Below are 11,971 nucleotides of genomic sequence, written 5' to 3'. Positions count from 1 at the left end.
GAAAGTCAGGGCCGGGTGACGGAGGAGATGGGCATCATCCCGACCGGGTCGTAGCGGACCGGGGCGCCCGGGTAGGGGGCGTGGATGACCTGGCCGTGGCCGACGTACATGGCGACATGGCTGGCGTCGGAGCGGTAGACGACCAGGTCACCGGGTTGCGCCTGGGAGAGCGGGACCTGGTGGCCGGCGTGGCGCTGCTCCTGCGAGGTGCGCGGGAGGTGGATTCCGGCGTGGGCGTACGACCACTGCATCAGGCCCGAGCAGTCGAACCCGGAGGGGCCGCTGGCGCCCCAGACGTAGGGCTTGCCGAGGGCCGCTCGGGCGGCGGCGAGCGCGGCGGCGGCGCGGCCGTTCGGGGGGACGACGCCGGAGAGGTCGGGCAGATCGGCGCGGTCGCCCCGGGAGGCGTGCTCGAAGGCGGCGCGGTCGGCGGCGGGCAGCCCGCCGAGGAGTTGCCGGGCCCTGGCGAGTTTCCCCTCCACGGTGGCCTTGTGGGAGGCGACGGCCTTGCGGCTGCGCTCCAGTTCGGTGAGTTTCCCGGCGGCCTCGGCGCGCTCCTGGGCGAGTTCGCGCAGGGCCGCCTGGAGCTCCTTGAGCTGCCCGGCCTGGCGGGCGTCGATCCGGTCGAGGAGGGAGGCCTTGGCGAGGTAGTCCTCGGGGTCGTCGGAGAACAGCAGGGCCACGGTGGGGTCGATGCCGCCGGAGCGGTACTGGGCACCGGCGAGCGAACCGAGCGCCTCCCGCATGGAGTTGACGCGCAGCTGCTGGCGGGCGATCAGGTCCTGGGCGTCGTTCACCTCGCGGCGCAGCGCCCCGGCCCGCTCGTCGGCCTTGTCGTAGGCCTGCGTCGCCTCCTCGGCCTGCTGGTACAGCCGGTCCACCTCGGCACGGGCGTCGCCGTGCGGGGCGGCGTTCGCCGGTACGGCGCCGAGCGTGGCGGCCGCAGCCGACAGCACGCAGAGGGCGGCACCGGCGCCCCGGTCGAACCCGGACGGTGCGAGACGGCGATGAAACCCCACGGCGGTCCTTCTGCTGGCGGACAGATACCGCTTCGCCCGGTGCCGTGAACAGGGGTGTCCCGGCGCCGGAGGAAACGCGCCGACAGTAACCGCGCGACCGCACCCCGTCCAAAGTCCTCGGCGGCCACGGAACGTGAGCGCCCCGCCGCTGACGCAGGTCATCGGCGGGGCGTGGAGTCAGTTCCGGTTGCCGTGATTCGCCCGTTCGGGCGCCACGTCGAGTTGATCTTCGGCCGTACGGGTGTCGGCTTAACCGGATGGGGTGGTCAGATCCGGACGCCGAACTCGAACGTCATGTCGCTGATCGACTCGTAGCGGACCACGGCGCCGGTGTGCGGGGCGTGCAGCACCTGGCCGTTGCCGGCGTAGAGGCCGACGTGGTGGTAGTCGCCGTAGAAGATGACCAGGTCGCCGACCTTGAGGTCGCTCTCGCTGTAGATGCGGGTGCCGGCGTTGGCCTGCGCCTCGGAGGTGCGCGGGATGGTGACACCGGCCTGGGCGTAGGCCCAGGAGGTCAGGCCGGAGCAGTCGTAGGAGGCGGTGCCGGTGGCGCCGTAGACGTACGGCTTGCCGAGCTGGGTCTGAGCGGCGGCGAAGGCGGCGGCGGCCCGGCTGGAGGCGGAGCCCGTGTTGCCGAGGTTCACGCGGGAGGAGGCGCGGCTGGCGGCCTGGGCCTGCTCCTGGTCCAGGGCGGCCTTCTCCTTGGCCGTCAGGGTGTTGAGGAGCTTCTGCGCGTCGGCGAGCTTGCCCTGGACGGCGGTCTTCTGCTTGGCGAGCTCGGCGCGGGTGGCGGAGAGGTCCTTGAGCTTGTCGGAGGCCTCTGCCCGCTCCTGGGCGAGTTCGCGCTGTTTGTCCTGGATCTTCTTCAGGGCCTCGACCTGCTGGCTGCTCAACTGGTCGAGCGTGGAGGCCTTGTCGAGGTAGTCGTCCGGGTTGGACGAGAGGAAGAGCTGGACCGACGGGTCTATGCCGCCGGAGCGGTACTGCGCGGTGGCCAGCGAACCGAGGCTGTCCCGCAGCTTGTTGAGGTCTTCCTGACCACGAGCCACGTTGTCCTGGATCGTGGATATCTCCTTCTGCAGCTTCTGCTGCTTCTCCTGGGCGCCGTCCAGCTTCTCGGTGGCCTGCTCGGCCTCCTCGTAGAGCTTGTCGACCTTGGCCTTGACCTCGCCCTTGCTCAGCTTCTCGCTGGGCGCCGCGTTGGCGGCGTTGGCGCTGAGGACGACGGCAGCGGCGGCTGCGGTGGTCAGCACGGTCACGCGTGCGCGGCTCGGCTGCTTGGGTCGACGATGGGACGCCACGGAGACGGGCTCCTTCGTTTGAGTGATCACCCGTATGGAGGTTCGAGGCCCGACCCTAGTGACCTCCCTGTGATCAGTTCAAACCCAACAGAGAAAAATCTGGTCACGCAACGCACTCTTTGCACATAACTCACGTGCCGTGATGCCCGATTGACACTACGTTGCGCGACAGTTCGGTCAATTCGGGCATTGCATATGCGTATTGAACGTTCAGGACAGTCGCTTCAGAAGCATGGCAGAAGCGACCGGACGGGCCCCCGCCTTGGCGACCCCGTCGGCGACCTCGCGGTCGGTCGAGGCGACGATCACCGGACGGCCCGGCGGCTCGGCACGCACCAGCTGGCGGATCAGTTCGTCCGCCGTGACACCCGGCTTCGAGAAGAGCACCCGGACCCCGCGCGGCGGGGCGAGCAGCACCGGTGCGGCCAGTTCGGCACCGTCGAAGACACACGTGACCTCCGCGCCGGTCTGCGCGGCGAGCTGGGAGAGCTGACCGAGCAACCGTAGCCGCTGCTTCTCCAGCGGCATCTGCGGATAACCGGTCTTGGTCACGTTGTAGCCGTCGACGACCAGGTGCGCCTGCGGCAGGGCGAGCAGCTGATCGAGGATGGCGGGATCATGCTCGGACAGCGCACGGGCGGCGATGTCCTTCGGGGTCATCCGCCCCGGTTCGACCGCGTCCACGGTGTCGGCCGGCCGCATCGACACCGGCGGCAACGCCAGTTCGCGGCGCAGCCCCTGGGCCGAGTCGAGGACGGTGTCGAGCAGCAGCCGCAGCCGCATGTCCTCGACGCTGCGTCCCTCGCGGGCGGCCCGGCGGCTGGCCTCCAGGGCGGCCTCGACCTCACCGAGCCGGGCCTTGAGCCGTCTGCTCTCGCTCTCCGCCGCGGACACCTGGGCCTGCCCCTCGGCGCGCCCCGCCTCCATCTCGCCCTGCATCTTGCGCAGCGCGGCCTCGCCGCGCTTGACGTCGCTGAGGGCGGCACGGAGCTTACGGTGAAGCGATTCCGCTTCCTTCTTCGCCGCGTCCAGCTCGGCACGCAGCCGCTCCGTCTCGGCACGGGTCTGCTCCCGGGCCCGGGCCAGCTCCTCGCGCAGCCGGTCCAGCTCGGCCCGGCTCTCCTCGTCCGCGCGCTCGGCGTCGGCCCGCTGGGCCTCCTCGCCGGCCGCCGCCACGAGCTTCACCCAGCCCGTGGGGCGCAGTACATAGGCCGCGGCCGCCACATCGAGCGGGTCCGCGGCCGGGGGCGGGGAGCCGGAGTCGAGAGCGCCGGCCAGTTCCGGCTGGGCCTCTCTCAGCTTCTCCCCGATCCGCTGCCGGAAGAGGGTGTCGCTCTCCAGCGCCGCGGCCATGGCGTTCCCGGCGAACTTCGCCCGCCGGTTCGGGGCGAAGCGGGCGTACTGCCGCAGCTGCGCGGGCAGTTCGGCCAGGGTCAGCCCGCCGAAACCGTCCGACACGATCTGTACGACGCGCCGCCGCACACCGTCGGGCAACGGACGGTCAAGCACCTCGGCGGTGCCGTCGCCCGGCCCCCCGCCTGTGGTCTCCACCATCCGTCACACCCCATCACCTGTGCGGGGCCGCCTCCCGGTCTCAGGAGTCGGCGCCCGGCCTGTCCACGAGTTCCACCTGGTCCACCGCGTTGCACCAGCGGCAGCGCACCGACTCGATGGTCTCACTGACCACCTCGCGCTCCTCGACCTTGGGCTCCCCGGCCAGGTCGAGGTGCAGGTACTCGACGACCTTCGACGAGCGGGTCACGTCGAAGCGCGTGAGGTTGCCGCAGAGGGTGCAGCGCCACCGCGTCGTGGCGGTCGGCAGGGGAACCGTCATCGTGACTGTTCGCTTCCTTCTAGTGTCCGTGACGCGCCGTCCCGGCGCGTGTGGCTCGTAACCCTACGGCCTGGCGGGTACTCGACGCCCGCCCGTCCACGGCGGCGAGGCGATCTGCACCGGTGCGTCCTGTTACGCCATGCTCTATGTCCATGATCGGCAACTGGAACACGACGGCCGTCCGGACCCTGCGGAGCCTGAAGGGCACATCCGCGCCCATGACGTACACCCTGATCGCCGTGTGCTGCCTGATCTTCGTGCTCGGCCCCGCCTCCGGCTTCACGCCGTCCTACGGCACCGGGGAGGCCCTGGCGGCCGCGCAGCGGGCGTACTTCCGGCACTGGGGGGTGGTCCCCGCCGGCCTGTTCGACGGCCCGGCGCGGGAGGCGCTCACCCCGGCCACGGCCCTCTTCATCCACGGCAGCTGGGTGCACCTGCTCGGCAACATGCTCTTCCTCTTCGTCTTCGGGGCGATGACCGAGGAGCGGATGGGCCGCGTGGAGTTCACCCTTTTCTACGTCGGCTGCGGCTATCTCGCGCTGCTCGGCTACGCGGCCGCCAACGCCACGTCCCAGCAGTCGCTGGTGGGGGCGTCCGGGGCGATCTCGGCGGTCCTCGGAGCGTTCCTGTACCTGTTCCCCAGCGCCCGCGTGACCAGTCTTCTCCCCTTCCTCTTCTTCCTGCCCCTGCGCTTCCCGGCCTGGGTGGTGCTCCCCTTCTGGGCGGCCCTGCAGTGGCTGGCCCTGGGCCAGGCCCCCGCGGGCCCCGGCGTGGCCTACCTCGCCCACCTGGTCGGCTTCGGACTCGGCTTCGGCTACGCGTGGGGGCGGTACGGCCGTAGGACTAAAGTGAGGACCGCCCGAGCCCCGGCACCCGAGGGAGAGAACCAGCCGTGATCACCGCGATCGTCCTCATCAAGACCAGCGTGGACCGGATCCCCGAGATCGCGGAACAGATCGCCGCGCTGGAGAGTGTGAGCGAGGTCTTCTCCGTCACCGGTACGTACGATCTGATCGCCATGGTCCGGGTGCAGCAGCACGAGGACCTGGCCGAGGTCATCCCGGGCCGCATCAGCAAGATCCCCGGCGTGGAGGGCACCGACACGCACGTCGCGTTCCGCACGTACTCGCAGCACGACCTGGAGGCGGCGTTCGCGATCGGCCTGGACAGCTAGCGCCCCGCAAGGGGCGCGGGGAACTGCGCGCTCAGCCCCCACCGGCCCGCGGTGTGGTCTCCTGCGGGTGCGTCGTGGCTGGTCGCGCAGTTCCCCGCGCCCCTTAAAAACAGGTAGGTCAGCTCACCGCCGGGACGCAGCGGCCGTCCTCCGTGCGGTAGGACCACTTCGCACCGTCGGTCACCAGTTCCCGCACCGCGGTCACGAACCGCTCCACATGCTCGTCCGGCGTTCCCGCGCCGAAGCTGACGCGGATCGCGTTGAGGGACTTCTCCCCCGGTGCCGCCTCCGGCGCCCCGCACTCGCCCTGGGTCTGGGGGGCGGAGCCCAGGAGCGTGCGGACCAGGGGGTGGGCGCAGAAGAGGCCGTCGCGGACGCCGATGCCGTACTCGGCGGAGAGCGCGGCCGCGAAGTGGGAGCTGTTCCAGCCGTCCACCACGAAGCTGATCACACCGACGCGCGGGGCGTCGTCCCCGAAGAGGGAGAGGATCCGTACCTCCGGGACCTCGGCCAGCCCCGCCCGCACCTTCTCGATCAGGTGCCGCTCCCGGGCGACCAGCGTGTCGAAGCCGGCCTCGGTCAGCGCCTTGCAGGCGGAGGCGATGGAGTAGGCGCCGATGACATTGGGCGACCCGGCCTCGTGCCGCGCGGCGCTCTCGTGCCACTCCACGGCCACTCCCCCGTCCTCGCGCCGGGTGACCCTGCGGCTGGCGCCGCCGCCCGCGAGGTACGGCTCGGCGGCCCGCAGCCAGTCGGCGCGGCCGGCGAGGACGCCGGAACCGAAGGGGGCGTACAGCTTGTGGCCGGAGAAGGCGACCCAGTCGACGTCCAGGTCACGGACGGACACGGGGTGGTGCGGGGCCAGCTGGGCCGCGTCCAGGACGATCCGGGCGCCGTGCGCGTGCGCGGCGGCCGCGAGCTCCCGTACGGGCCAGAGCTCGCCGGTGACGTTGGACGCGCCGGTGACGCAGACCAGGGCCGGGCCGTGCGGGTCGCGGTCGGCGAGCGCGCGCTCCAGGGTCGCCACCGCCTGCCGCGGGGTGCGCGGGGCGTCGAGGTAGGTGACCCGCGCGTCCTGCCAGGGCAGCAGGGAGGCGTGGTGCTCGGTCTCGAAGACGAAGACCTGGCAGTCGGCGGGGAGGGCGCGGGCCAGGAGGTTCAGGGAGTCGGTCGTCGAGCGGGTGAAGACCAGCTGGTCGTCCGGGCGGCAGTCCAGGAACTCGGCGACCGTCCTGCGGGCGTTCTCGAAGAGGTCCGTGGAGAGCTGGGAGAGGTAGCCGGCGCCGCGGTGGACGCTGCCGTAGTACGGCGCGTACGCCGCGACGTCGTCCCAGACCCGCTGCAGGGCGGGGGCGCTGGCCGCGTAGTCGAGGGCGGCGTAGGTGACCTCGCCGCCGGTCACGAGCGGGACGGTGACATCCCGGCCCAGAACGGGCAGGGGGGCACAAACGGACTGGGCGGAGGCAGCGGTGGAGACGGACATGGCGAAACTCCTGTGAGGGTGAGCGGAACCGCCGCGCCGGACGGTACGTCGACGACACGGGGAAAAGTGCAAAGGGGTACGCGGAGGCGGGGCTCTACGCCCTATCGCATTCGCTTGCTCACAGAAGGCTCCCTCGTACGACCAGGACCCCTGGTGTGTCGAGGGGTCCGCGCTTGCCGTAGACCTCGCTGCCTACGGCCTGGTCTTCACCCGGGGCACCCCGCCACGGACGGAGGGTTGCCGGACAGTCGGCCGGGGCCTCATGACTGTCACTCATGACCTGGGGAAAAACGTAGGGGAAGTGATCGCGGACGCGCAACTCCTGTCCGGATGACGGGACAGGGGAGTCTCCCTTTTCTCCGCCGCTACGGCGATCAGCCGCGACGGCGCGGTCCGGCGGTGCCGAACCGCGCCTCGACCCGGCGGCCGCGGCCCCTACTTGTGCGTCGCCGCCGACCAGCGCTCCAGCGCCCGCTTGGCGGAACCCGAGTCGATGGACTCGGCCGCCCTGGCCATGCCGGCGCGGAGTTGCTCGGCGAGCGTTCCCGGGCCCGGATCGAGGGCAACCAGGGCCGCCGCCGAGTTCAGGAGGACCGCGTCCCGTACCGGGCCGGTCTCGCCGTCCAGGAGCCTGCGGGCGACCTCCGCGTTGTACGACGGGTCGCCGCCGCGCAGGGCCTCCACCGGGACCAGGTCGATGCCGACGTCACGCGGGTCGAAGGTCTCCTCGGTGACCTTGCCGTCGCGGACGATCCACACGCGGGACGTGGCGGTCGTCGTCAGTTCGTCGAGGCCGTCGTCGCCGCGGAAGACCAGGGAGGAGTTGCCGCGCTCCGCGAAGACGCCCGCGACGACGGGTGCCATGCGCGGGTCCGCGACGCCGACCGCCTGGGCCCGCACCCGCGCGGGGTTGGTCAGCGGGCCGAGGATGTTGAACACCGTGCGGATGCCCAACTGGCCGCGCGCGGCGCCCACATGGCGCAGCGCCGGGTGGAACTTCACGGCGAAGCAGAAGGTGATGCCGGCCTCCTCGGCGACCTCGGCGACCCGCTGCGGGGTCAGGTCGAGGTTGACGCCGAGCTTCTCCAGGACGTCCGAGGCACCGGACGCGGAGGAGGCCGCACGGTTGCCGTGCTTGACGACCTTCGCGCCCGTGCCGGCCACCACCAGCGCCGACATCGTGGAGATGTTCACCGTCTTCGCGCCGTCGCCGCCGGTGCCGACGATGTCGACCGTGCGGCCCGGCACCTCGATGACGTTCGCGTGCTCGTACATCGTGCGGACGAGGCCGTTGATCTCCTCGACCGTCTCGCCCTTCGCCCGCAGGGCGACGACGAAGCCCGCGATCTGCGCGTCGGTCGCCTGGCCGCGCATGATCTGGTCCATCGCCCAGGCCGTCGCCTCGGCGCTCTGGTCCTGGCCGTACAGCAGCGCGTTCAGTACCCCGGGCCAGGAACGGCCCGCCGCGATATCGCCTCCAGCGGGGGTCACAGCGCTCATAAGGCCGCTCCTGATCGTCGTACCGATGAAAAAGGCAGTGTCAGGGCCTACCCTATCCAGCCCCGGGCACGGCGAAGGGCCCCCGTCCGTACACCGGACGGGGGCCCTTCGCCGTGGCGTGGCGACGCGTCGATCAGTGGTGGCCGTGGCCGCTCGTGATCTCCTTGTACTCCTCCACAGTGGGCTTCGGGATCTGGTTGTCCTCGCCGTAGTAGGCGCTGCTCAGCTTGGCGCGGAGCTTCTCGGAACCCTTGATCTTGCGCTCGACACCGTTCTCGTCGACCGCCGGACCGACCTGGGCCGGCTCGTACTGGTGGTGAGCCGTGAGGGTGTGCAGCTGCTCCTGGGAGAGCGGCTCGTGGATCTCGATGAACTCACCGTGCGGCAGGCGCTTGATGATGCCGGTCTCGCGACCGTGCAGCACCTTGTCCTTGTCCCGGCGCTGCAGGCCGAGGCAGATCCGCTTGGTGATGATGAACGCGATCACCGGTCCGGCGAAGAAGAAGATCCGGACGAACCAGGTCACGTCGTTGATCGACAGGTGGAAGTGGGTGGCGATGAGGTCGTTGCCACCACCGATCAGGCCGATCATGTACACGGTCACCCAGGCGACACCGAAGGCGGTGCGGGTCGGGGCGTTGCGCGGGCGGTCCAGGATGTGGTGCTCGCTCTTGTCGCCGGTGACCCAGGACTCGATGAACGGGTAGACCGCGATGGCCGCGAGGACCAGACCGAACAGGACCAGCGGGATGAAGACGCCCAGGACCAGGGTGTGGCCCCAGAAGTTGATCTCCCAGCCCGGCATGTACCGGATCAGACCCTCGGCGAAGCCCATGTACCAGTCGGGCTGGGCGCCGGTGGACACCTGGTCCGGACGGTAGGGGCCCATGGCCCAGATCGGGTTGATCTGGGTGGTCGCCGCGATGGCCGCGATGACACCGAAGACCAGGAAGAAGAAGCCTCCGGCCTTGGCCATGTAGACCGGCAGCAGCGGCATGCCGACGACGTTCTTCTCGGTCTTTCCGGGACCCGCGAACTGCGTGTGCTTGTGGTAGAAGACCAGGATCAGGTGGCCCACCATCAGGCCGAGCATGATGCCCGGCAGCAGCAGGATGTGGATCGAGTAGAACCGGGCGACGAAGTCGTGGCCGGGGAACTGCCCGCCGAAGAGGAAGAACGAGATGTACGTGCCGACGATCGGCATGGACAGGATCGCGCCCTCGGTGAAGCGGACACCGGTGCCGGAGAGCAGGTCGTCCGGGAGCGAGTAACCGGTGAAGCCGGTGAACATGCCCAGGACGAACAGCAGGAAGCCGAACAGCCAGTTGATCTCACGCGGCTTGCGGAACGCGCCCGTGAAGAACACGCGCATCATGTGCACGAACATGCCGGCGAGGAAGATCAGCGCGGCCCAGTGGTGGATCTGCCGGATGAGCAGACCACCGCGCACGTCGAAGGAGATGTGCAGGGTCGAGTTGAACGCCTCGGACATCAGCTGTCCCTGGAGCGGGACATAGCTGCCGTGGTACGCCACCTCGTTCATCGACGGGTGGAAGAACAGCGTCAGATAGACACCCGTCAGGATGATGATGATGAAGCTGTACATGCACACTTCGCCCAACATGAACGACCAGTGGTCGGGGAAGATCTTGCGCATGTTGGACTTGGCGAGGGAGTAGATCCCGAGCCGTCCGTCGGCCCAGTCGGCGACACGCTCGCCGGCCGGAGCCTTCCCGCGCTCGCGGGACTCTGAGTTTTCTGAAGTGCTCATCCGCGCTCCCAGAATGCAGGACCGACGGGCTCCTCGAAGTCGCCCAGCGCCTGGAGGTAGCCCTCCTCGCTCACGCCGATGCGCAGCTGCGGCAGGGCGTGACCGGCCGGGCCGAAGATCACTCGGGCGCCGTCGGAGAGGTCGAAGGTGGACTGGTGGCACGGGCAGAGCACGTGGTGGGTCTGCTGCTCGTACAGCGAGATCGGGCAACCGACGTGGGTGCAGATCTTCGAGTAGGCCACGATGCCCTCGTGCGACCACTCGAGCTCGCGCTTGTCCTTGATGTTGTCCGGCTGCAGCCGGATGATCATCAGGGCCGCCTTGGCCATCTCGTTCTGGAACTCCTCGTCGGTCTCCTCCAGGCCCTCGGGCTTGGCGAAGGTCAGCGAGCCGACGGCGACGTCGGAGGGACGCAGCGGCTCGTTGGTGTTCATGTTGACGAGGAGCTTGCCCTTCGACCACGCCGTGTGGCGCAGCGAGGTGCCGGGCAGCGGGCCGAGGTCGCGCAGCAGCACGACGCCGGAGAGCGGGACCAGGGTCAGCGCGCCGAACATCGTGGTGCGGATCAGCTTGCGCCGGCCGATGGCCGATTCCTTGGCGCCCTGCTTGAAGTCGGCCAGGACCTTGGCCTTGACCTCCGGCTCCGCCGAGATGGCGTGCCGCTCGTCGGCGACCTCCACGTCGGACATCAGGGTGCGGGCCCAGTGGACCGCGCCCGCGCCGATGCAGAACAGCGCAGCGCCGAGGGTCAGGCCCAGGGCGAAGTTCAGCGCGCTGATGTGACCGAGCGGAAAGACGAAGATCGACTTGTCTTTCGGGATCGTCACATAGGAGGCGATGAAGCCGACCGTGGCCAGCATCGACACCGTGAACAGCATGGCCACGACGCGCTCGGACCGCTTGGCGGCCCGCTCGTCGATGTCCTGGATCCGGTGCTCATGGGGCGGCAGACCCGGGTCCGCGAACGGGTTCTTCTCGTCCGCGACGCTCACGGCGCCGTGCGCGTGGTCCTGCTCAGCGGGCAGGTTCTCTTCTGGAATGTCTTGGCTACTCATGACTTCTTGGCCTTTGCGGTCCGAGCGGCGACCCAGACGGCGACCGCGATCAGCAGGCCGAGACCGAAGATCCACGCGAACAGACCCTCGCTGACCGGCCCGAGGCCGCCCAGGTTGAGACCGCCGGGGTTCACCGTCTTGGGGCTGTTGACCGCGTCGAGGTACGCGATGATGTCCTTCTTGTTCTTCTCGGACAGCGTCGTGTCGGGGAAGGACGGCATGCTCTGCGGGCCCGTCTGCATGGCCTCGTAGATGTGCTTCGGGTCGACGCCCTCAAGGCTCGGCGCGAACTTGCCCTTGGTCAGCGCGCCACCCGAACCGACGAAGTTGTGGCACTGCGCGCAGTTGGTGCGGAAGAGCTCGCCACCCGCGGCGATGTCGGCACCGTCAGGGCCGTACTGGTCCTTGGTCGGAACCGCGGGACCGGCACCCAGCGAGGCGATGAACGCCGCGAGCTGGTCGATCTGGGCCTGGGTGTAGATGTTCTTCTTCTTGACGACCTGCGGGCCCTGCGAGGTGGCGGCCGGCATACGGCCGGTGCCGACCTGGAAGTCGACGGCCGCGGCGCCCACGCCCACCAGGCTGGGTCCGTCGGACGAACCCTGACCGCCGGTGCCGTGGCAGCTGGCGCAGCCGACCGAGTAGAGCTTCTTGCCCTCCTCGATGGTCAGGGACTGGGACGTTTCATCGGCCTGCGCCTTGCCCGCGGGTGCGAACGCGGCGTACAGCCCCCCTGTGCATGCCAGCGCGAGGAGTAGGACGACGACCGCCGCCAGCGGATGGCGTCGTCGTGCGGAGAGCTTTTTCACGGATTACCCCGGTGTCAGGATCTTC

The 11,971-nt window shown here is 69.9% G+C and carries 11 protein-coding genes and 1 riboswitch; of the genes, 2 read left to right on the top strand and 9 right to left on the bottom strand.

Going from position 1 to position 11,971, the window contains the following annotated elements; translation table 11 throughout:
* Positions 1-5 precede the first annotated feature (5 nt).
* From AB0D85_RS05650 to AB0D85_RS05635, 4 genes are all read right to left on the bottom strand, one after another.
* Positions 6-1,019: an NlpC/P60 family protein gene (locus AB0D85_RS05650; protein WP_362314053.1), complete on the bottom strand. Its 1,014-nt coding sequence runs from the start codon at positions 1,017-1,019 to the stop codon at positions 6-8.
* A gap of 266 nt (positions 1,020-1,285) precedes the next feature.
* Entirely contained in the window at positions 1,286-2,320 is a 1,035-nt protein-coding gene (locus AB0D85_RS05645; protein ID WP_362314051.1) for an NlpC/P60 family protein, read from the bottom strand.
* Positions 2,321-2,530: 210 nt separating this feature from the next.
* Positions 2,531-3,874, bottom strand: a complete 1,344-nt coding sequence (locus tag AB0D85_RS05640) for an NYN domain-containing protein (protein ID WP_362314048.1) — start codon at positions 3,872-3,874, stop codon at positions 2,531-2,533.
* 40 nt (positions 3,875-3,914) lie between these two features.
* Positions 3,915-4,154: a hypothetical protein gene (locus AB0D85_RS05635; protein ID WP_207821641.1), complete on the bottom strand. Its 240-nt coding sequence runs from the start codon at positions 4,152-4,154 to the stop codon at positions 3,915-3,917.
* Between the two features lie 152 nt (positions 4,155-4,306).
* Between AB0D85_RS05635 and AB0D85_RS05630 the strand changes: the two genes are divergently transcribed.
* On the top strand, positions 4,307-5,050 hold the full coding sequence (locus tag AB0D85_RS05630) for a rhomboid family intramembrane serine protease (protein WP_362314045.1): 744 nt from the start codon (positions 4,307-4,309) through the stop codon (positions 5,048-5,050).
* On the top strand, positions 5,047-5,328 hold the full coding sequence (locus AB0D85_RS05625; RefSeq protein ID WP_355723363.1) for an Lrp/AsnC ligand binding domain-containing protein: 282 nt from the start codon (positions 5,047-5,049) through the stop codon (positions 5,326-5,328). The genes AB0D85_RS05630 and AB0D85_RS05625 overlap by 4 nt, the downstream gene beginning before the upstream one ends.
* Positions 5,329-5,446: 118 nt before the next feature.
* Here AB0D85_RS05625 and AB0D85_RS05620 read toward each other — a convergent pair whose 3' ends face one another.
* The 5 genes from AB0D85_RS05620 to AB0D85_RS05600 all read right to left on the bottom strand — a co-directional run bounded on the left by AB0D85_RS05620 (position 5,447) and on the right by AB0D85_RS05600 (position 11,946).
* The gene (locus AB0D85_RS05620) at positions 5,447-6,811 is read right to left on the bottom strand and encodes an aminotransferase class V-fold PLP-dependent enzyme (protein ID WP_362314041.1); all 1,365 of its coding nucleotides are present in this window, start codon (positions 6,809-6,811) and stop codon (positions 5,447-5,449) included.
* Positions 6,812-6,975: 164 nt separating this feature from the next.
* A riboswitch (SAM riboswitch) is annotated at positions 6,976-7,092 on the bottom strand.
* 154 nt (positions 7,093-7,246) lie between these two features.
* Positions 7,247-8,311 (bottom strand): anthranilate phosphoribosyltransferase, encoded by a 1,065-nt coding sequence (gene trpD / locus AB0D85_RS05615; RefSeq protein WP_362314038.1) that lies wholly within the window; start codon positions 8,309-8,311, stop codon positions 7,247-7,249.
* Between the two features lie 133 nt (positions 8,312-8,444).
* Complete coding sequence (locus AB0D85_RS05610) at positions 8,445-10,082, bottom strand: ubiquinol-cytochrome c reductase cytochrome b subunit (protein ID WP_362314035.1); 1,638 nt, start codon at positions 10,080-10,082, stop codon at positions 8,445-8,447.
* Complete coding sequence (locus AB0D85_RS05605) at positions 10,079-11,137, bottom strand: Rieske 2Fe-2S domain-containing protein (protein ID WP_362314032.1); 1,059 nt, start codon at positions 11,135-11,137, stop codon at positions 10,079-10,081. The genes AB0D85_RS05610 and AB0D85_RS05605 overlap by 4 nt, the downstream gene beginning before the upstream one ends.
* Positions 11,134-11,946, bottom strand: coding sequence for a cytochrome c (locus AB0D85_RS05600; RefSeq protein ID WP_362314030.1), 813 nt, complete (start codon positions 11,944-11,946; stop codon positions 11,134-11,136). Before AB0D85_RS05600 ends, AB0D85_RS05605 begins: the two co-directional genes overlap by 4 nt.
* Between the last annotated feature and the right edge of the window lie 25 nt (positions 11,947-11,971).

This window comes from Streptomyces sp. NPDC048277 (assembly GCF_040652235.1).
In the GTDB taxonomy this organism is placed as follows: domain Bacteria; phylum Actinomycetota; class Actinomycetes; order Streptomycetales; family Streptomycetaceae; genus Streptomyces.
The sequence above is the reverse complement of the archived record's forward strand: the minus strand, read 5'-3'. Positions and strand labels throughout refer to the sequence as shown.

Coding starts and splice junctions, on each gene's coding strand:
- AB0D85_RS05640 (WP_362314048.1), bottom strand. CDS start 3,874: ATGGTGGAGACCACAGGCGGGGGGCCGGGCGACGGCACCGCCGAGGTG.
- AB0D85_RS05635 (WP_207821641.1), bottom strand. CDS start 4,154: ATGACGGTTCCCCTGCCGACCGCCACGACGCGGTGGCGCTGCACCCTC.
- AB0D85_RS05630 (WP_362314045.1), top strand. CDS start 4,307: ATGATCGGCAACTGGAACACGACGGCCGTCCGGACCCTGCGGAGCCTG.
- AB0D85_RS05620 (WP_362314041.1), bottom strand. CDS start 6,811: ATGTCCGTCTCCACCGCTGCCTCCGCCCAGTCCGTTTGTGCCCCCCTG.
- trpD (WP_362314038.1), bottom strand. CDS start 8,311: ATGAGCGCTGTGACCCCCGCTGGAGGCGATATCGCGGCGGGCCGTTCC.
- AB0D85_RS05610 (WP_362314035.1), bottom strand. CDS start 10,082: ATGAGCACTTCAGAAAACTCAGAGTCCCGCGAGCGCGGGAAGGCTCCG.
- AB0D85_RS05605 (WP_362314032.1), bottom strand. CDS start 11,137: ATGAGTAGCCAAGACATTCCAGAAGAGAACCTGCCCGCTGAGCAGGAC.